The sequence below is a fragment of the Planctomycetaceae bacterium genome, assembly GCA_039680605.1.
In the GTDB taxonomy this organism is placed as follows: Bacteria; Planctomycetota; Phycisphaerae; order SM23-33; family SM23-33; genus JAJFUU01.
The window spans coordinates 104,384-123,690 of record JBDKTA010000009.1 but is presented as its reverse complement, the minus strand read 5'-3'; the positions used below and the strand labels follow the sequence as shown (position 1 = coordinate 123,690).

The 19,307-nt window shown below is 62.9% G+C and carries 17 protein-coding genes; 9 read left to right on the top strand and 8 right to left on the bottom strand.

Annotated elements, in window-relative coordinates; all coding sequences use genetic code 11:
* The first annotated feature begins 79 nt into the window (after window positions 1-79).
* Complete coding sequence (locus ABFD92_03195) at window positions 80-1,783, top strand: 2-isopropylmalate synthase (protein ID MEN6503522.1); 1,704 nt, start codon at window positions 80-82, stop codon at window positions 1,781-1,783.
* A 237-nt stretch (window positions 1,784-2,020) separates the two neighbouring features.
* The gene (locus ABFD92_03190) at window positions 2,021-3,319 is read left to right on the top strand and encodes an alpha-L-fucosidase (protein ID MEN6503521.1); all 1,299 of its coding nucleotides are present in this window, start codon (window positions 2,021-2,023) and stop codon (window positions 3,317-3,319) included.
* A 14-nt stretch (window positions 3,320-3,333) separates the two neighbouring features.
* On the opposite strand, the gene ABFD92_03185 is transcribed toward ABFD92_03190, so the two are convergent.
* Window positions 3,334-4,335: an alpha-L-fucosidase gene (locus tag ABFD92_03185; GenBank protein ID MEN6503520.1), complete on the bottom strand. Its 1,002-nt coding sequence runs from the start codon at window positions 4,333-4,335 to the stop codon at window positions 3,334-3,336.
* A 208-nt stretch (window positions 4,336-4,543) separates the two neighbouring features.
* On the opposite strand from ABFD92_03185, the gene lpxK reads away from it, so the two are divergent.
* Window positions 4,544-5,626, top strand: a complete 1,083-nt coding sequence (gene lpxK / locus ABFD92_03180; protein MEN6503519.1) for a tetraacyldisaccharide 4'-kinase — start codon at window positions 4,544-4,546, stop codon at window positions 5,624-5,626.
* Between the two features lie 193 nt (window positions 5,627-5,819).
* Here the strand turns inward: lpxK and ABFD92_03175 are convergent, their stop codons facing one another.
* The 4 genes from ABFD92_03175 to ABFD92_03160 all read right to left on the bottom strand — a co-directional run bounded on the left by ABFD92_03175 (window position 5,820) and on the right by ABFD92_03160 (window position 8,719).
* A complete protein-coding gene (locus ABFD92_03175) occupies window positions 5,820-6,911 on the bottom strand; it encodes a class II aldolase/adducin family protein (GenBank protein MEN6503518.1) in 1,092 nt (363 codons plus the stop codon).
* Entirely contained in the window at window positions 6,908-7,207 is a 300-nt protein-coding gene (locus ABFD92_03170) for a hypothetical protein (protein MEN6503517.1), read from the bottom strand. Before ABFD92_03170 ends, ABFD92_03175 begins: the two co-directional genes overlap by 4 nt.
* Window positions 7,208-7,435: 228 nt before the next feature.
* Complete coding sequence (locus ABFD92_03165; GenBank protein MEN6503516.1) at window positions 7,436-7,894, bottom strand: hypothetical protein; 459 nt, start codon at window positions 7,892-7,894, stop codon at window positions 7,436-7,438.
* 24 nt (window positions 7,895-7,918) lie between these two features.
* A complete protein-coding gene (locus ABFD92_03160; protein MEN6503515.1) occupies window positions 7,919-8,719 on the bottom strand; it encodes a DUF4349 domain-containing protein in 801 nt (266 codons plus the stop codon).
* A gap of 418 nt (window positions 8,720-9,137) precedes the next feature.
* On the opposite strand from ABFD92_03160, the gene ABFD92_03155 reads away from it, so the two are divergent.
* From ABFD92_03155 to ABFD92_03140, 4 genes are all read left to right on the top strand, one after another.
* A complete protein-coding gene (locus ABFD92_03155) occupies window positions 9,138-10,622 on the top strand; it encodes an amidophosphoribosyltransferase (protein MEN6503514.1) in 1,485 nt (494 codons plus the stop codon).
* A gap of 254 nt (window positions 10,623-10,876) precedes the next feature.
* The gene (locus ABFD92_03150) at window positions 10,877-12,271 is read left to right on the top strand and encodes an amidophosphoribosyltransferase (protein MEN6503513.1); all 1,395 of its coding nucleotides are present in this window, start codon (window positions 10,877-10,879) and stop codon (window positions 12,269-12,271) included.
* A gap of 439 nt (window positions 12,272-12,710) precedes the next feature.
* Window positions 12,711-13,976: a PEP-CTERM sorting domain-containing protein gene (locus ABFD92_03145; protein ID MEN6503512.1), complete on the top strand. Its 1,266-nt coding sequence runs from the start codon at window positions 12,711-12,713 to the stop codon at window positions 13,974-13,976.
* 365 nt (window positions 13,977-14,341) lie between these two features.
* A complete protein-coding gene (locus ABFD92_03140) occupies window positions 14,342-15,289 on the top strand; it encodes a PEP-CTERM sorting domain-containing protein (GenBank protein ID MEN6503511.1) in 948 nt (315 codons plus the stop codon).
* A gap of 134 nt (window positions 15,290-15,423) precedes the next feature.
* On the opposite strand, the gene ABFD92_03135 is transcribed toward ABFD92_03140, so the two are convergent.
* The 3 genes from ABFD92_03135 to lsrF form a co-directional block, all read right to left on the bottom strand.
* Window positions 15,424-15,651, bottom strand: a complete 228-nt coding sequence (locus ABFD92_03135) for a CopG family transcriptional regulator (protein MEN6503510.1) — start codon at window positions 15,649-15,651, stop codon at window positions 15,424-15,426.
* Entirely contained in the window at window positions 15,623-15,790 is a 168-nt protein-coding gene (locus tag ABFD92_03130; protein ID MEN6503509.1) for a BrnT family toxin, read from the bottom strand. Before ABFD92_03130 ends, ABFD92_03135 begins: the two co-directional genes overlap by 29 nt.
* Before the next feature lie 284 nt (window positions 15,791-16,074).
* Window positions 16,075-16,956: a 3-hydroxy-5-phosphonooxypentane-2,4-dione thiolase gene (lsrF, locus tag ABFD92_03125; GenBank protein ID MEN6503508.1), complete on the bottom strand. Its 882-nt coding sequence runs from the start codon at window positions 16,954-16,956 to the stop codon at window positions 16,075-16,077.
* A 166-nt stretch (window positions 16,957-17,122) separates the two neighbouring features.
* On the opposite strand from lsrF, the gene ABFD92_03120 reads away from it, so the two are divergent.
* Window positions 17,123-17,320, top strand: a complete 198-nt coding sequence (locus tag ABFD92_03120) for a hypothetical protein (GenBank protein MEN6503507.1) — start codon at window positions 17,123-17,125, stop codon at window positions 17,318-17,320.
* Window positions 17,321-17,506: 186 nt separating this feature from the next.
* The gene (locus ABFD92_03115) at window positions 17,507-19,279 is read left to right on the top strand and encodes a sugar-binding domain-containing protein (protein ID MEN6503506.1); all 1,773 of its coding nucleotides are present in this window, start codon (window positions 17,507-17,509) and stop codon (window positions 19,277-19,279) included.
* Window positions 19,280-19,307: the final 28 nt, after the last annotated feature.

The window sequence follows — 19,307 nt, the reverse complement described above, 5'->3', positions numbered from 1 at the left end:
ACCGCGGGCTTAAGTCCCTTTTCAAGCTCCGCGATCCTGAGGATTGCGGAGCTTTTTGTTTAGGTGCAGGAGCAGGACCATGACAACGCCAAAGTACACGTATCCCAAGAGCATCGATCTGCCCGACCGCCAATGGCCGTCGCGCGCGCTGTCGGCAGCGCCCATCTGGTGCTCGGTCGACCTGCGCGACGGAAACCAGGCCCTGCCCAACCCGCTCAACCCCGCCCAGAAGCTCGAATACTTCAAGCTGCTGACCGCCATCGGGTTCAAGCACATTGAGGTTTCGTTCCCTTCGGCCAGCAAGGACGACTTCGATTTCACGCGCGTGCTCATCGAGCAGGGGCACCTGCCGCCTGACGTGTTCATGATGGTGCTCTGCCAGTGCCGCGGGCACCTGATCGAGCGGTCGTTCCAGTCGCTGGCCGGCGCGCCGCGGGCCATCATGCACCTGTACTGCCCCTGCAGCGAACTGCACATGCAGCAGGTCTTCGGCCTCGACCATCCCAAAACCATGGACATGGTCGTCAAGGCCATCGCGCAGTCGCGCGACTCGGCGGCGGCGATGAAAGGCTCGGACATCCGCCTGGAGTTCTCGCCCGAGGAGTTCACCGACGCCGACTTCGAGTTCGTGCTCGACCTGTGCGAAGCGGTCCTGGCCACCTGGGGGCGCGCCACGCCCGACAAACCGCTCATCCTGAACCTGCCCGCCACCGTCGAGCGCCGCCCGCCCAACCAGTACGCCGACATGATCGAGCTGTTCTGCCGCCGCTTCTCGCGACCGGACGACGTGCTGATCTCGCTGCACGCGCACAACGACCAGGGGATGGCCGTTGCCGCGACGGAACTGTCGCTGCTGGCCGGCGGGCAGCGCGTCGAGGGCACGCTGTTCGGCCACGGCGAACGCACCGGCAATGTCGATATCGTCACCGTCGCCAACAACCTCTTCTCGCGCGGGATCGAGACCGGGCTGGACTTCTCGAACCTGCCCCAGATCGCCCAGAGCGTCCACCGCCTGACCGGCATGGAGGTCTACTACCGCCAGCCGTACGCCGGTCAGTATGTCTTCACCGCCTTTTCCGGCAGCCACCAGGACGCCATCCGCAAGGGCATGCGAAAACTCGACGAAGCCCCCGCGAAATTCGGCGCCGCCTGGAAGGTGCCGTACCTGCACGTGGACCCCTGCGACCTCGGCAGGCAGTACGAGGACCTGATCCGCATCAACTCCCAGTCCGGCAAGGGCGGCGTGGTCTGGGTGCTCGAACAGGATTACGGTCTCCAGCCGCCCAAGACCATGCACCCGCAGATCGGCTCGGCCGTGCAGCAGCTTTCCGACCGCGTCGGGCGCGAGGTCTCCAGCGCCGAAGTCTACCAGGCGTTCGTCGACGAGTTTATAAACCCGCGCGGACCTTATGAGCTGGTCGGGTATTGGCCGCGACCGGATGAGAACAACCCCACGCATATCCACGGCGAGGTGCGCCTCCGCGTGGACGGTCAGGAAAAGAGCGTCGTAGCCGAGGGCAACGGGCCCGTCTCGGCGTTCTGCCACGCGATGCACCAGCTCGGGGCCGAACCCTTCGCCGTCGACGACTACCAGGAACAGGCCGTCGGCAAAGGCGAAGACGCCCGGGCCGTGGCCTACGTGCCGCTGCGGTTCAACGGCGACCAGATCGTCTTCGGTGTCGGAAGCGACACGAACATCGACCAGGCCGCCGTCCGAGCCATCGTCGCCGGGCTCAACCGCCGGGCGAGGTCAGGGACCGGGAGTGCGGGATTTAAGGATTAAGAGGATTAAGAGGACAAAGAGACGGGTGGCATGGCGACACGCGCAGCGGGTCGCCATGGACAAGCCACCGGGTCTGCGGTCTGATGGAGATGGCTTGACTGCGCCCCCCGATAAAACCGGTGTCGCCATGCCACCCGTCCTTGCCGTCCTTGCAGTCCCTGCAGTCCTTTCGGTCCTTCCTTCGAACGTCGACCTTCGAACTTCGAACCGCTGTTTAACGTGCAGGAGAACTCCGCTATGCCGACAAAATTGCTGCTGACGATCATGAGCCTCGCCCTGGGCCTGGCCGCGGCTGGTCACACCCAGGACAATAAAGCCCCTGCCACGCAGCCGGCGGCGCCGCTGGTAATTCCGCCGGCAAAGAACACCGCCGAGGCGCTCCAGCGATGGCGCGACATGAAGTTCGGCATCTTCATCCACTGGGGCCCGGGCGTCATCTCCGGCCAGGAGATAAGCTGGTCACGAAAGCGCGGCAAACGCGGCAACATTCCCGCGGCTGAGTACGACAACCTCTACAAGAAGTTCTCCGCCGAGAAATTCAACGCCGACGAATGGGCTGGCATCATCGCCGACTCGGGCGCCAGGTACATGGTCTTCGTCACCAAGCACCACGACGGGTTCTGCAACTGGGACACGGCGATCACCGACTACAAGGTCACCTCCAAGGACTGCCCGCTGGGGCGCGACGTGGCCAAGGAACTCGCCGCCGCCGCGGCAAAAAAGGGCCTCATGCTCGGCTGGTACTTCTCGCAGCGCGACTGGCACGACGGCGACTTCGAGAACCAGAATTACGGCGCCCTGGCGGTCAAGATCCGCAAGCAGATCGAGGAACTCTGCACCAAGTACGGGCCCGTCGGGGTGATCTGGTTCGACGCCAAAGGGCCGTTCCCGGCGAAATACTGGGACGCGAAGAACCTGTTCAACCGTATCTACGAACTGCAGCCGGCGTGCCTGATCAACGACCGCTGCGGCCTGCCCGGCGACTTCTCCAGCGCCGAGTACAAGGTCGGGGCGTTCGATCGCCGGCGCCCCTGGGAAAGCTGCGTGCCCATCGGGGCGGGGTGGTCGTGGAAACCCGACGCCAAGCCGCTGAGCTTCGAGGCCGTGATGAACCTGCTGATCCACTGCGCGGGCTCGGACGGCAACTTGCTGCTCAACGTCGGCCCGCACCCGGATGGGCACATCGTCGACGCAGAGGTGCAGGTGCTGCGCCAGGTGGGCCGGTGGCTCGGGCAGTACGGCAAGAGCATCTATGGCACGCGCGGCGGGCCGTACCGCCCCGGCCCCTGGGGCGCCGCGACCTGCCGCGACAAGACGATCTACCTTCACGTGCAGAAGTGGCCCGAGGACGGCAAGATCGCCCTGGGACCGCTGGCGCACAAGGTGGTCGCTTCCTCAGCCCTGACCGGCGGCAAGGTGAGCGTCGAGCAGACGGCCTCGGGCGTGACGGTGGCGCTGGCCAAGGAAGATCAAAAGCCCGTCGACACGGTGATCGAGCTGACGCTGGACGGTCCGGCCTTCGACGCGGCAAAGTAGGGCGGTCGGCCCGGTCAGGCGGTGACCTTCGCCCAGGTCTTGGGCAGTTCCAGCAGCGCGTCGACGTAGTCCTGCCTCAGCCGCCCCTCGGGCGTGGGGGGGACGTTCAGTACGCAGTTGGCCCCGCGCAGCTTGCACAGCAGGCGGATGGCCAGCAGTTCGTTCTGGCTGCGGACGACGGCGTGGTCGCCGCCGAACCACCAGCGGTCGGCCATGTTGTCCATGCACGTGACCACTTCGATGGGCAGGTAGTATTCTTCCGCCGGGCCCGGCTTTCCGGTGACGTCTTCGCCGATGTCGAACCGGTCGATCGGCCAGAACGGCGGCACCCCTGCCTCGATTACGTTCACATCCGTCGGCCACGTCTCGGGCTTGACCACCGACTTGTGGCCGTTGTTGTCGAAGGCGCCGTTGTTGGCCACCACGATCTGCGGCTGCAGGCCCGTCACGAGGGAGTAGAGTTTCTTTCGCCCCTCGAGGCCGTACTGCCCTGGCCCGTCGAACCACATCTCGGCGATAGGCCCGTACCAGGTTAGCAGTTCCTTGACGTGCTCGCTGACGTACTCGAAGTGTTCGTACTTGCGGCCTTTGACGACCTCTCCGCCGGTGAGGCCGAAGTTATGGTCGCCGCCGCAGTGGTAAAAGGCGGGTTTGACGCAGTACTTGCGGCAGGCGTTGACGAACAGCTCGACGACGTCGCTCTTGCAGGGGCTGTTGGCGACGTTGTAGTCGCTGTGCTTGGTGGGCCAGAGGCAAAAGCCCGTGCCATGCTTGGTCGTGAGGATGGCGTACTTCATGCCCGCGTCGCGAGCGACGGCGACCCACTGATCGACGTCGAGCTTCGTCGGGCGGTAGTTCTCGATGGGCTGGTACAGGTCGGCCTCGCCGCCGCGGCCCTTGCTGTAGGTGTTCATCCCGTAGTGGATGAACATGCCGTACTCCCACGACAGCCACTCGTTGAGTGCGTCTTCGCTCAGCCGCTGAACGCTCCGCTCGGCATGGGGGCCTTCTTTCATCGCCGGTTCTCCTTTAAGGTCGCCGCATGATACCACGAAAGTTCCGGGGATGGGGAGTGCGGGATTATGGGATTGAGAGGATTAAGAGGATGGGAAGGGTGGCATGGCGACACGCGAAGCGGGTCGCCATGGGGCACATCGGGCGGCGTAACCATGGCGACCCCGATAAAACTGGTGTCGCCATGCCACCCGATTTACGATATCAGGCATGGATGAGCGGGCGGTGCATGACATTCTGAGCGGGCGGCGGGGCGGGGTTGGCGCTGCTGCGCTGCGGGGGGTGCTGTCGCTGTCGGCTTTGCCGTATGCGGCGGCCATGCGCGTGCGGCGATGGGCATATCATCGCGGCGTCTTCGCGTCGCGCCAGGCCGGCGTGCCGGTCATCTGCGTGGGCAACCTCACTACCGGCGGGGCGGGCAAGACCCCGATGGTCGCGTGGATCGTCCGACAGCTTCAGGCCGCGGGGCGAAACCCCGCCATCCTCACGCGCGGGTACAAGGCGCAAGCGGGCGTCTCGGACGAGGCGGCGCTTCTGGAATCGCTCTGCGGGGTCAAGGTGATCGTTAACGCCGACCGCGTCGCCGGCGCGGCACAGGCCCGCGCGGGCGGCGCCGACGTGGTCGTCATGGACGACGGATTCCAGCACTTGCGCCTGCGTCGCGACCTGGACATCGTGCTCATCGACGCAACCTGCCCGCTGGGCTACGGACGCTGTCTGCCGCGCGGGCTGCTGCGCGAGCCGCCGACGGCACTGGCTGATGCGGCGGCCGTCATTATCACGCGCGCCGACGAAGTGACCGCCGAGCGGCTGAACGAGCTTCGCGATCTTCCCTCAAAATGGACAGCCGCCCCTGTGCTGGCGGCGAGGCATAGACCTTCGCATGTCATCGACCCGCGGGGCGTGCGGCAGGAGCTGGCGACTCTGGCCGGCAGAAAGCTCTACGCCTTCTGCGGGATCGGCAATCCGGAAAGCTTCTTCAACACGCTCCAACGCGCCGGCACGCAACTGGTCGGCCGCGAGGCGCTGGACGATCACGCCCACTACGACGCCGCCTTGGCGGGCGCCATCGCCGCGCGTGCGACCGCTGCCAGCGCCGAGGCCGCTATCACCACTCAGAAAGACCACATCAAACTCGCCGGTTTGACGCAGGTGTTGCAGCTATGGCAGTTGGCTGTCGAGATCGACTTCCTGGATGAACCGTCGTCGTTGCGGGAGTTGGTGCTGTGTGCGGCGGGACGACAGGGTGCCGTGGCGCGCGGGGGCGAAGCCCCGGAGAGCCACGATTCCTGAACTTGCGGCGCTGCTGCCCTGTCGTGGCTGTTGGGCTAAAGCCCTCCCGCCACGGCACCGGCGCGGGAATAGGGCAAAGCGAGGGCGAGACGCCCTCGCGTACGCGCGGACGGGACGTCCGCGACACTCTCAAAAGAAGCATGGGCATCTTGCCCAAGAGACGGCCATGCTACTCACGGGCGAGACGCCTGTGCTACGAACTGACTTGCCGGCGGTAGGCTTCCACTTCCCAGTTGTCGATGAAGTCCTGCGCGGCGGCCGTCATGTACTGCACGCCGCCGAAGGCGGCAGTGAGCTGCTCTACCAGGGCGCCGTCCTGAGCGAGGTCCATGGCCAGTTGGGCGTTTCGGGGGCTGGTGCCGATGGCGAAGACGCCGGCCGGGCAACGGATCACGCGCGGCATGTAGCCGTGGGCCTTGACGAAGCGGGCGATTGCCGCCGGCGTCGGCTGGGCCGTCAGCGTGTGCGACTTCATGTACACGATGTGGTCGGGCGTCAGCGGGCCCTGGGCCACCGCGAACGGCGCCTCGACGCAGACGTGCTCGGCCTGGGGCCCGAGCACCTCGGACATCTGCGCGATAGCCTTGTCGATGTCGGCCTGGGGCGCTGGCTCGCCAAATCCAAGCTCCATCGAAACGCCCGCCTGGCGGTAGCGGCCTCGAAGCACGTCGAGCACTTCGTGACAGAGCGTGCTGACCTTTTCGGAGGAGTTGGCGGCCACGAACAGCCCGTGGTTGGCGTGGAAGACGAGGCTGGGCTGGCGGCCGTGCGCTTTGGTGTAGTCGGCCACGGCGTGTCTGATGCTCATGCAGAGGGTGAAGCCCGGGTCGGTGTAGTCCATCCAGAGGGCGTTGGGGAAGAGTTCCTGGCAGGCGGCCTTTCCGTCGGCGGCGCAGACCATGCCTCCGACGAGCGGGGGGTGCAGGTGCAGGACGAAGGTGGCGTGGAACGAATCGTGCAGCGGGCTCTCAACGCTGGGGCGCCCGCTCGAGCCTGGGGCGACGGCGTCGAGCATGATCTCCTTGACCAGCGCTTCGCGGGCCGTGGCGTTGCGCGGCGCCTTGGCGGAGTAGAGTTTGGCCAGCTTCGCTCGGTCGAGGGCGACCAGGTCGGCGGGCTTGAGGTCGCTCAACGCCAGGCCCGAGGGTTTAATCCAGAGCGTGTGAGCGTCTTTGCCGGAGCAGTTGCCCCCGCCGCCCTTGACAAACTCGTCGCCGCCGAAGCGGTGCGACAGGACTGTCACCTCGTCCAGAAGTCCGTCAGACTTATGTGCCGATCGCGTCATTCTTCCTCTTCCTCCAGGTCATCTTCCCACCCGTCGGCCTTTTGGCCCTTGGCGTCGAAGCCCGCCCGCCGCAGCAGGGCGTCGGCCTGTTCTTCCAGGCTGGCCAGTTTAACCTCGGCGGCGCCGGCGGCCTTGCGGGACTCAAGAATCTTCTTGGCCGCCAGGGCCCAGGCGTGAAAGTCGGTGTCGAGCAGCTTGGCGGCCATCCATTCGAGATAGTCGCTCTGGCACTGCCCGAGCTTTCGCCCGCGGTGCTTACCGAAGGTCAGCTTGGAATCTTTGGTTATTTCGCTCATGCCGTCAGACTCGCCATCGAGCAATAAAGTGTACCGCGCAGGCAAATAAATGGGGAAGTTTTAACCAGACAAACCCGGTGGGAACATTTTGAGCCCTCCGGCGTCCTATAGTGCGAACCCTCCTGTGGAGACATCGCCATGAGACTCAATCGAAATGACATCCTCCCGTTGGCCGCGCTGATGATCGTGCTGGCAGCCGTGGCAATGGTCGCATTGGGCTGAGAACGGCTATTTGACTGTCATCATGGCTGTGCGGATCTGGGGCAGAAGTTTGTTGACAGAGTCGGCCCGCCCGCCGGCCTCGACGACGATCACCTTGCCGCCCTTGACGAACACGGCCAGAAGGTACTTGAAGGACGCGCCGCTGCGGAGGGCGTCATAAGTCATCAGCCGCCCGGGGATGCCCGACTCGCTGGTGGCCTCGACATTGCTGGCGAGTTTGTATCCTTCGCGGGCGAACAACTGGTTGCCGATGGCCGCCGCCCAGAACTCCAGTGTCCCGTTCTTGGGATTATCCTCGGTCCGCTGGGCCAGCACGACCCCGTCAGCCGAGACGGCCTTGATGGTGTAAGGCTCGCAGCGCTCGACAGGCACAAAATCGCCGGGCACCTCGATCGTCGTCGCGCCCAGGCACCCGGAAAGTACAGCCGCCGTTGCCAGCAATGCCAACGTCTTCATCTGCGACATAGGTCATCCTTTCGAATCTTCTTCTTAGCTCTCGAGCAGCCGGTCCAGGCCCAGGCTGTCCAGCCACGGGAAGGGGAGTTTGATCTTCAGTTCGCCAGGGGCCTGCGGGGCTGCGGCCGCAGTGAAATTCACGGTAATCGTCGAGTACGCCACCTGGTTGCGCAGGCGGTTGAGCAGGCCTTCGAGCCGCTCGACCTCCTCCCGAACGCGGGCGATTTCGGTCTCGACGGCCAGCGTGTCTTTGACGCCGGCGGCCTTGTCCAGCAGAACCATCAGCTTGTCGTGCATCGCCTTGGCCGACCGCAGGCGCAGCTCCAAATCGGCATACTGTTCGGTGACGTCGACGGCCTCGATGTTCTTGCGAGTCACGATTCCCAGTGCCGCCAGTTCAGAGATGAATGGGTCAAACCGATCGGCCGGTATGCGCATGACGATGGTGTCGCTGGTCATCTGCTGCATATACCCGCCCGAGGCGGCGGCCATCGATTTAGCCTTGTTCAGTGCGGCCGCAACGTCCGGCGCCACGATGGCGAACTGCGCACTGTAGATGATCCTGCGCGGATCGACAGCCGCAGGCCGGGCCGCCGCAGCCGCCGAAGGCACCAAGGTGGCCGCGGCGGCGGGCCGCGCGGCCTCGGACCGCTGTAATGCGGCGGCCCCGAGAGCCTGCGCCTCCGACAACTGCCTGGCCATCTCATCCTTCTGCTGCGCGAGCATGTGTTTGTCGCGCCAAAGAGCCTGCACCTGCGAGTCCTTGGAATTTGAGCAGCCGCCGCAGACCATTGCGGCCGCCAGCACCACCGACACGATGAACGTTTTGTACATAACGTTCCCCTTTCTGCCACAGGACAAGTGGATCCTTGCTGTCCGTCAGTATCCCTTTGACGCGGAAGTGCGTAAAGAATTTTCGTTTTTTTACAAACGACAGAACGCATCGCAACGTCTTTGCCTCTTTCTTAATCCTCTTAATCTTTTCCCAATCCCGTAAATCCCGCACTCCCCGTCCCTGACGCGCCCGCCATGGCGACGCGCTGCGCGTGTCGTCATGCCGCCCCGAGGGGTTCCCTGAACGGGCGGGAGTTGACGGGCGTATGAAATCGTGTATGATGCGGGGCGTTGGCTGATCTGCGCGGGCAGGCGCGGCAGGAAGGTTCCCTTGCTCGATGAAATCAAGGAAGAGTGTGGCGTAGCGGCTCTCTATTGGCTGGGAAAGCCCCGTTGCGACCTCGAAAACTCTGGGCATATGAAACGCGGCGACGACGTCGTTGCCCTCATGCCGCAGGTTCTGCTCAATCTCCAGAATCGCGGCCAGCTCGCCGCGGGCCTGTCCAGCTATAATCCCTGCCGCAAGCAGGTGCTCGACACCTTCAAGGACATCGGCACCGTCAACGAAGTCTTCCGCATGTCGCACCCGGCCAAGCACACGGCCATCCTGGAAAAATACGCCGGCCCGGCGGCTATCGGGCACACCCGATACGCCACCTGCGGGCTCGACGACGAGCGTTACGCCCAGCCGTTCGAGCGGCATCACGGGCGGCTGTGGAAGTGGTTCACCTTCGCCTTCAACGGCAACCTGGCGAACTACTCCGTGCTCCGCAACCGCCTGCTGAGCAAGCGCGACTACCACTTCACGCTCGACACCGACACCGAAATCATCATGCACATGCTCTCGTTCGCCTTGCGGGGCAATAAGGCCCCCGACCTGGCCAACGTCATGCGCCTGCTGGCCCGCGAGTTCGACGGGGCTTACAACATCACCTTCCTCGACGCCATGGGGCGCATGTTCGTCGCCCGCGACCCCGTCGGCCTGCGACCGCTGAGCTACGGCGTCAAGGGGCGGCTGTTCGCGGCCGCCAGCGAGTCGGTCGCCCTGTCGAACCTGGGCTTCACCGACATCAAGCACCTCGAGCCCGGCCAGATCGTGATCATCGAGAACGGCCGCATGCGGGTGCATCGCTATGCCAAGCGCAAGAAGGTCGCCCGGTGCTTCTTCGAGTGGGTGTACTTCTCCAGCGTCGGCAGCACGATGGACGACTCGAGCGTGTACCTGGCCCGCGCCCGCAGCGGGGCGGCTTTGGCGGCGATGGAAGACCAGCCCGTCGACGAGAACTCCATCGTCGTGCCGGTGCCCGATACCGCCAAGGCGGCCGCCGACGCGTTTGCCTTTGCGATGAAGATCCCCTGCGTCGAGGGGCTCATCCGCAACCGCTACGTGGGACGGACGTTCATCCAGCCCGGCGCCACGCGCACCAGCAGCGCCCGGTATAAGTACACGCCCTTGCCAGCCGTGCTGGGCGGCAAGAAGGTCTTCCTGCTTGAAGACTCGATCGTGCGCTCGACGACGCTGGCGGCGCTGGCCAAGCAGTTGCGAGAGCGCGGCGGGGCCAAAGAAATCCACGTCCGCGTGGCCTGCCCGCCGATTATCGCTCCGTGCTTCTACGGCATCGACATGTCGACGCTCAAGGAACTCTTCGCCGCCCACCTGGTCGGCAAGAAGTACAACGGAACGCCCACGCCCAAAGTGCTGGCGGGCATGGCCAAGGCCCTGGGCATCGACTCGCTGAAATACCTGCCCGTCCCGGCGCTGGCCGGCTGTATCCAGGTTCCCCCTGACTCGCTCTGCACCGGATGCGTCACCGGCAAATACCCCACCCGATGGGGCAACAAGCTGATGGCCATGGCCCGCCAGAAACAACTCGACGGCAAAGAAGGCCGCACGTACGAGTAGGAAAAAGTTGGGACGCTTACCACTTTCTGGTCCCGAAGGCGAGATTGCCGAGTCTTAAGACGATTACCCTGCAGAGGCCGTTAACATTCTGGATGTATCGAAAGTGGTAAGCGTCCCAACTTTTCTCCCGGAACGTTCTTTCACCTCAGGGCTCTCTGTGCCTCTGTGGTAATCTTCTTGCACCGCTGGACAAACGCCCCTCCATCCGGTAAGAGTCTCCACAGGCAGATGCACAAAACGAAAGGATGGCTGGCATGGGCGGCTTTTTTGGCGTCGCTTCGCGCGAGAACTGCGTCAGCGACCTCTTCTACGGCACTGATTACCATTCCCACCTGGGCACCAAACGCGGCGGGCTGGCCGTTCTCAACGGCAGCGGCATTCAGCGATACATCCACAACATCGAGAATGCCCAGTTCCGCTCGAAGTTCGAGGACGACGTCCACAAGCTCAAAGGCATCCTGGGCATCGGCGCCATCAGCGACCACGAAGACCAGCCCGTCATCGTCTTCTCGCACCTGGGCACCTACGCCATCGTCACCGTCGGAAAGATCACCAACGCCGAGCAACTGGCCGCCAAGGCCTTCAGCAAACGCACCACGCACTTCTCTGAGATGGCCAACAACGAGGTCAACCCCACCGAACTGGTCGCCACGCTGATCAACCAGGAGGCCAATTTTACCGACGGCCTGGCCAACGCCCAGGAACAGATCGAAGGCTCCTGCTCGGTGCTGCTGCTGACGGCAGAGGGCATCTATGCCTCGCGCGACAAGCTCGGGCGCACGCCGATCATCCTGGGCCGCCGCGACGGCGCGATGGCCGCCACAATCGAGACCTGCGCCTTCGCGAACCTGGGCTTTGAGTACCAGCGCGACCTGGGCCCCGGCGAGATCGCGCTGCTGACGCCCGACGGCGCCCAGCAGATGAAGAAGCCCGGAAGTCGGATGCAGATATGCTCGTTCCTGTGGGTGTACTACGGCTATCCCGCCTCGACCTACGAGGGCATCAACACCGAAGACTGCCGCAACCGCTGCGGCGAAGCTCTGGCGCGCAACGACAATGTCAAGGTCGATGTCGTCGCCGGCATTCCGGATTCGGGAACCGGACATGCCATCGGATACGCCACTGCCGCCGGCGTGCCGTATCGCCGCCCGTTCGTCAAGTACACGCCCACGTGGCCGCGAAGCTTCATGCCGCAGAACCAGACCATGCGCGACCTGGTGGCCCGCATGAAGCTCATTCCTGTCAAGGAGCTCATCAAAGGCAGGCGGCTGCTGTTCTGCGAAGACTCGATCGTCCGCGGCACGCAGCTCAAGGACACCGTGCGGATGCTTTACGAAGCCGGGGCCAAGGAAGTACACATGCGCCCCGCCTGCCCGCCGCTGGTGTACGGCTGCAAGTTCCTGAACTTCTCGCGCAGCCGCAGCGAGATGGACCTCGCCGGCCGCCGGGCGCTGGACCAGATCGGCGGGGCCTGCAAAGACCCCAAAACCGCCCGCGGCAACGACACGTGCTACAAGGCCATGGTCGAGGTCATCCGCAAGGAACTGAACCTGACGACGCTCAAGTACCAGCGCCTGGAAGACCTCGTAGCCGCCATCGGCCTGCCCAAGGAAAAGCTCTGCACGTACTGCTGGGACGGGCAGGAGTAGCATGGGCATCTTGCCCATGTAATGGCAGAGACGGCCACTTCTTAGCGATGAGGGTCCGGTGCTCTAATCCGGCTGTAAGCGCAAGCCTTGTTTCAGCATAAGGTAATGTGCAATATTCGCGAATCGGCCGGTGCTAGGTTTCACGTCGGCCGTGGGTGCGAGGAGGCATGTCCGATACAAAAATAAGTACCAAGAGACCCGGAATTGTCTTGTTGAAACAGTCGCATGTGGTATTATTGAGGCCGCAACACGTTTTCAGATTGCTGGAAGGCTGTATCGATGTCCGATTCTCCAGGTTTTACCGAAGCTGCCGCAGTGTGATGCGAACATCAAGGCATTAGCAGAGCAGATTCTGAAGGAATGATGGCGATTTTTCGTGCTTGCGGTGTAGCGAGCAGAAAGACCATTAGCAGTCGAAGGCTTGAGAAGGAGAGATCACATGCAAAAGAGAGTTCTCGTGTTGGTTGTGCTGGCCGGCTTGGCGCTGGCTTCGCCGGCAATGGCTGGGGCTTTTGACTGGTGGCAGTGGACTGGAGAGACATCGTCTGACATAACCGACCCGACGAACTGGCGGTGGTCCAGGTCGTCCTCCTATCCCTATCTTGGGGACCCAGTACTGGACCCAAATAGCTATGGGTTCGGGCACCCTGCCAGTTTCTCCGATGTAACCAGCCAGCGCTATGTGATTGAGACTGCGGTGCCTGTTGACGTCACTTCGACTGTTTCATTCACGTATGGAGGAACTGAGATCGACGCCTACGCGGACATTCGCGTACATGGCTCAGGCAACCTCACCATCAGCGGCGGCAGCACTGCAAATGGAGTGAGTAACAATTCCCTTGAGCAGTACAACAGATATGTCGCAGGGACGCCGACGATGACCAACTATGGTGTCACCAGCTACCTGTATTTTTATCCCACCAACAGCTACACCGCCACCGGGACGGTGCATGTGTACGATGGCGGGCAGTTCACGATCGGCGCTTGGGCAAACACGAATACCTCTTCTAACTATTGTGTTTCCCCTGGTGACGTCTGGGGCGTGGGCAACACCGGAATCTTCATTGAAGGCAATGCTAAGGTCACGGTGAGTGGCGACTATGCAGCCGGAGGTGGCGGCAGTGGCATCGGCGGCGGCTTCCTTAAGATCAAGGGCTATGATGCCGCCTCTGACATCAACATGGGAAGCATTTCATTCAACAATGCTCAGGCTTATCCGGCCTTTGACCCGCTGGGCAAATCCGATGCGGCAGACTTGGAAGTGATCCTGGATGCCTCTAACGACGGCGGATTGTTCAACACGGTCAAGGTTTCAGGCAATCTCAAGTTGGAATCGCCGGCGGAGCAGACCTATACCCTGGGCTACCCAAACCCCGAGGACGATGTCATCCCGGTCGATTTCCTGCTGTCGCTGGACGGCTATACGCCCGTGGAAGGCGGGCAGGTCTTTGCGATCGTCCAGCTTGTCGGTAGCGGAGACCTGACCGACGGCGTCACGACCGGCGCGCTCGGTGACATCAACGCTTACGGCGTCAGTTGGGATACCACCTTCACCGTCAGTGGAGTGAACTTCCAACTGCATCAGGTTTACAACGGCGAAAAGGGCATCTTCCTCGAGCAGTTGGGCGCTATCCCCGAGCCGGCGACGATGAGTCTGCTGGTCATCGGCGGCGTGGCGGCCTTGATTCGCCGTCGCAGAAAGTAATCGAAGCACAACGGTTCGTAAGTGCAGTCTTAAACGGGCGGCCGGAAACGGTCGCCCGTTTTGCATCCCGGCTTTGCCGAGTAATTGCGTAGTCGTCCCTGAATTTACTTGAAGTTATGGCGGATTCAGGTATATTTTGCATCTGTCGTGGGCCTGATGCCCCGTTGATGAGCCCCGGAGAAGCCGTTCCCTCAGGAGCGGTCGGGCCAGCAGAGACGGAGGCGGGCAAATCCCGGCCCATTGACGTTTGTTGCATCCATCTTTTTGTTGATCGTGCGAGTGGTCGTTCTTGAAAAACATGTTTCCGCACGTTGCGGATATTCACGGCACATGAATCCTAAGGCCCAGTGGTCAGGAGAAGTGCGATGAAGAAGTGTTCCGTAATCATGGGATTGATTCTGGTTCTGTGCCTGGCGACCTTGGCCCAGGCGGATGTGTTCGTGGGAGACAAAGGCACTGGCATGATCTGGCAGTACAACAACGCCGGCGGCGCCAAGACGCTCTTTGCGGACGTGACCCTCAACGGTCTTTCTTCCCCGACACACATGGACGTGGTGGGAGACCTGCTGTACATCAACACCGCAAGCGGCGTGGCGTACTACAACCTGATCACCAAGGCCTATGTCGGCATGGCCACGAGCGTCGGCCGCAACGCCATGGCCGTCGATACCGTCAACAAGGTCCTGTTCACCGCCAGCGGCAACACGATCTACGCGACGGACATCTCCGGCTCCACTGCGGGTGCGGCCGCGCAGATCGCCACCACGCCCGATACCGCCGTGGCGCTGACCGCCGCCCCGGAAGCCAACGGCAACGTCATTGCCTACGTGGATGTCTCCGGAGCCGACCGCTTCAAAGAATACACCGCCACCGGCACGTTCGTGCATGACCACACGTACGGTATCGCCAACTACGAAGGCAAGCAGGACCTGACCTACACGGTCGGGCGGGCGGTCTATATTCGTGGATCGGATGGGGGCACGGGCGGGTCGGGCTTGACCCTGACGATGAATATTGTCGGCGGCGCCTCGGCCAATCTGGTCATTGATTCCCGCGCGGCGTATTGGGGCGCGGTCTCGACAGCGCTGGACGGTACGACGGCATTTTACGCCGTCAATCCTGCCGCCGGCGGACACGAGATATGGTCCATCGCCGATGACACGTTCACGCAGACGCTCTTTATCAGCGACAACAGCATGTCGCAGGTCTGGGGAATCGCTTTCTACAATCCCGTTCCAGTCCCCGAGCCGGCGACCATGAGTCTGCTGGTCATCGGCGGCGTGGCGGCCTTGATTCGCCGTCGCAAGAAGTAATCGGATACAACGAAGAGAGCTCAATGCCAACGGGCGGTCGCAAAACGGCCGCCCGTTATTCGTTGTGTGGCATGGGCGTCCCGCCCATGCATTGCGAGAGCATCGAGACGGCACACCTCAGTCAGAAGAAGAATCTAAAGAAAACGGGATGCGTAGACATCCAAAAGCCGGCGGATCATCTTCTGGTAAGGTGAGCCGCGTCTGCGGGCCTGGGCCTTGAAGAACTCCACGGTCCCGCGGCTGAGGCTTAGCGTGACCTTCACTGTCGGCTCTTTAAGAGCCAATTGGTCGGGCGAAGGCAGGAAGTCCTTGATCTTCTCCATCTCCAAAGGTTCATCCGTGTATTTTATTTTCTTCTTCATATAACTTCTTTCCTTTCCGCCAATACCCCGCGCCAATCAGGCGGATGGTTCCGCCACGGTAAGTGAACCGGACGGTCAGAATCCCCGGGCCAACTCGCCCGATGCAGTAATACCTGGCTTCCCCTGCGCTGTGGGCCAAGTCACGTGCGATGATGCGGCGCGTATCCAGGAAAGCCTGCTGTGCCAGCCCAAACGAGACTCAGTGTTTGCGTTGGTTCTCAACATCCTTGCGAATGTCCCATTCGAAACTCGCCTTCGCCATTGCAAGCTCTCCATAAATTATACCATACAAAAGTATGGATTTCCAAACTACTCATGGGCAGGATGCCCATGCTACTGAAAACGAGCCCCGGATCTTGCGGTCCGGGGCTCGCTTTTTGGGTAATCCTTTACCCTCGACAACCGAGAGCGCGCCTGCTGTCCCTATCGCTCGTTCTTGATCGTCTGGTAAAGCTCGTATGCCTCTTTGACGCTTAGCCCGTCATGCACGATGCCGCGGACGGCCTTGACCATCCCCAGCGGGCTGTCGGACAGGAAGATGTTGCGGCCCATGTCGACGCCGGCGGCGCCCTGGTCGATGGCCTTGTATGCCATGTCCAGCGCGTCCATCTCGGGCAGTTTCTTGCCGCCGGCGATCACCACTGGGATCGGGCAGCCGGCCACGACCTGCTCGAAGCCCTCTTCGCAGAAGTACGTCTTGACGAAGTGCGCGCCCAGCTCCGCGCAGATGCGCGTCGCCAGACCGAGGTAGCGGCTGTCGCGGACGAGCTCTTTGCCCACGGCAGTGACGGCCAGCGTGGGGATGCCGTGGCGGTTGCCCGAGTCGATGAGCTTGACGAGATTGCCGATGGTCTGGTGCTCGAAGGGCCCGCCGATGAACACCTGGCAGGTGATCGCCGAGGCGTTGATGCGGATGGCGTCTTCGATGTCGACGCCGATGAGCTCCTCGGACAGTTCTTTCAGGATGCTCACGCCGGCGCTGCACCGCAGCACGACCGGGCGCGAGGTCGCCGCCGAGATCGTCGTCCGCAGCGCCCCGCGGGTACACATCAGGGCGTCGACGTGCTCGGCCAGCGGCACGATGCTCAGGTCCATGCGCTCCAGGCCGGACGTCGGGCCCATGAAGTACCCGTGGTCGAACGCCAGCATAACGGTGCGCCCCGATCGCGGGTTGAAGATCCGCGCCAGGCGGTTCTGCATGCCCCAGTCGAGCGAGTGCGCACCCTTGAGAAAGAACTTGTCGCTGGAAACCGGAACGCTTTCGTGGAAGTCCTTGGCGTCGCTCTTGACGTCTTTGTCGGCCATGCTTGTTCCTTGTCGCGCGGGGGGGTCTGACGGAGCGTATTCTACTTTTTCCGGGCGGGAAAGCAATAAATCGCTGTGGAAAAAAGAGAAACCGACGACGAGGACGAGGACGACGACGAGGACGAAACAGATACCGCCAGGGGGCTTGGTCAGCTACAATATGGACATGGACGAAGAGACCTTGAAAATGTGGCGTCTTCCGATGGAAGAACGCGTTCATTGGTTTCGAACACTGAGCATGGAACGTCGCTTGGAAATCGTCCTTGAGATGTCGGAGATGGCAATTGCGGCCGATCCGTCTATCGTAGAGCGGCATATTGAGGAGCACGTTCGTCGCGGGGCCAAAGTGATAAGGCTGCCTTAACGGTCCCATCCATCCATCCATCCATCCATCGCATCCATCCATCCCCATTGCCCCATGGCGACCCGCTTCGCGTGTCGCCATGCCACCCGGTCCATTCATTCATCCACCCATCCACTGGAGTTTCCTGTTGCCATTTCATCCGCGTTCGGCCATAAGGTCGTTTCAACCTGTACAAAGGAAGAGACTATGAGCATTCCCCGCAGCGAATATCCGCGGCCGCAGTTTGTGCGAGATCAGTGGCTGTGCCTTAACGGCACATGGCAGTTCGAGATCGACTACGCCGACACCGGCCGCGAGCGCGGGCTGCGCGATGTCGAGCTTAAGGGCAGCATCACCGTGCCGTTCTGCCCCGAGAGCCCGCTGTCGGGCGTGGGGCACTTCGACTTCATGAATGCCGTGTGGTACCGCCGCACGGTGATGATCCCGCGGCAGTGGGGCGGGCAGAACGTGCTGCTGCACTTCCAGGCCGTCGACCACGACGCCACCGTCTGGGTCAACGGCACATTCGCGGGTCGGCACCGCGGCGGCTTCACGCCCTTCACGTGCGACCTGACGGGCATCGCCCAGGCGGGGCAGGAGATCACCATCGTCGTCCGCGCCCGCGACCTCAAGGGCAACATGATCGGCCAGGCCGGCGGAAAGCAATGCCCCGGCTACGAGCGCAGCGGCTGCATGTACACGCGCACGACGGGCATCTGGCAGACGGTCTGGCTCGAACCCGTCCCGGCCGTGTACCTGATGCGCCCGCGCCTCACGCCGGACATGACAACCGGCACGCTGCGCATTCTGCAGCCGGTCACCAACAGCCGCCCGGGCACCAGCGTCCGCGCGACCCTCGCCGACGACAAGGGCGCCGTCGTCACCGCCACCGTGCCGGCCGACCTGGACTTCACGCCCACCGTCGAGTTGAAGATCCCCGCCCAGCGCCTGCGCCCCTGGAGCATCGAAGACCCGTTCCTGTACGGTCTGACGATCGAGCTGCTCGATTCGGCTGGGGCAGTGGTCGACAAGTTCGACAGCTACGCCGGCATGCGCAGCGTGACCATCGATGGGATGGCCGTGAAGATCAACGGCAAGAAAGTCTTCCAGCGGCTGGTGCTCGACCAGGGCTATTACCCCGACGGCATTTTGACGGCGCCGTCGGACGAGGCGCTGGTGAAGGACATCGAGATCTCTCAGGCGGCGGGGTTCAACGGGGCGCGGCTGCACCAGAAGGTGTTCGAGGAGCGGTTCCTGTACCACGCCGACCGGCTGGGGTACATCGTCTGGGGCGAGTTCGGCGACTGGGGGCAGGACCGCCCCCGCGCCAGGGCGACGTATATCACGCAGTGGCTCGAGGCCCTGCAGCGCGACTACAGCCACCCGTCCATCGTCGGATGGTGCCCGCTGAACGAGTCGGCCGAGGAGATCACCGACGAGATCTCCGGCACCGACGACTTGACGCTGGGCCTCTACTACGCCACCAAGGCGATGGACCCGACGCGCCCCGTGCTGGACGCCAGCGGATACAGCCACCGCGTGCCCTTCGTCGACATCTACGACAGCCACGACTACGACCAGGCCCCCGCAACCTTCGCCCAGCGCCACGCCGGATTGGCCAAGGGCGAGCCGTTCGTCAACAACGGCGGCCACGCGCACTCGCGATGGTCGCAGCCGTACCGCGGTCAGCCGTACTTCGTCAGCGAGTTCGGCGGGATCTGGTGGAACCCCAAGGCCGCCAAGGACGAGCCCTCCTGGGGCTACGGTCAGCGGCCCCAAGACGTCGAAGAGTTCTACAATCGCTTCAAGGGCCTCTGCGACGCGCTGCTGGACGACCCGAACATGATGGGCTACTGCTACACGCAGCTCACGGACGTCTTCCAGGAACAGAACGGCGTGGTCTACTTCGACCGCGGCGAGAAGTTCGACATGAAGAAACTCCACGCGATCCAGTCGCGCCAGGCGGCGATAGAGAAATAGCCGCCACCCGCGCGAACTATGGAGTGCG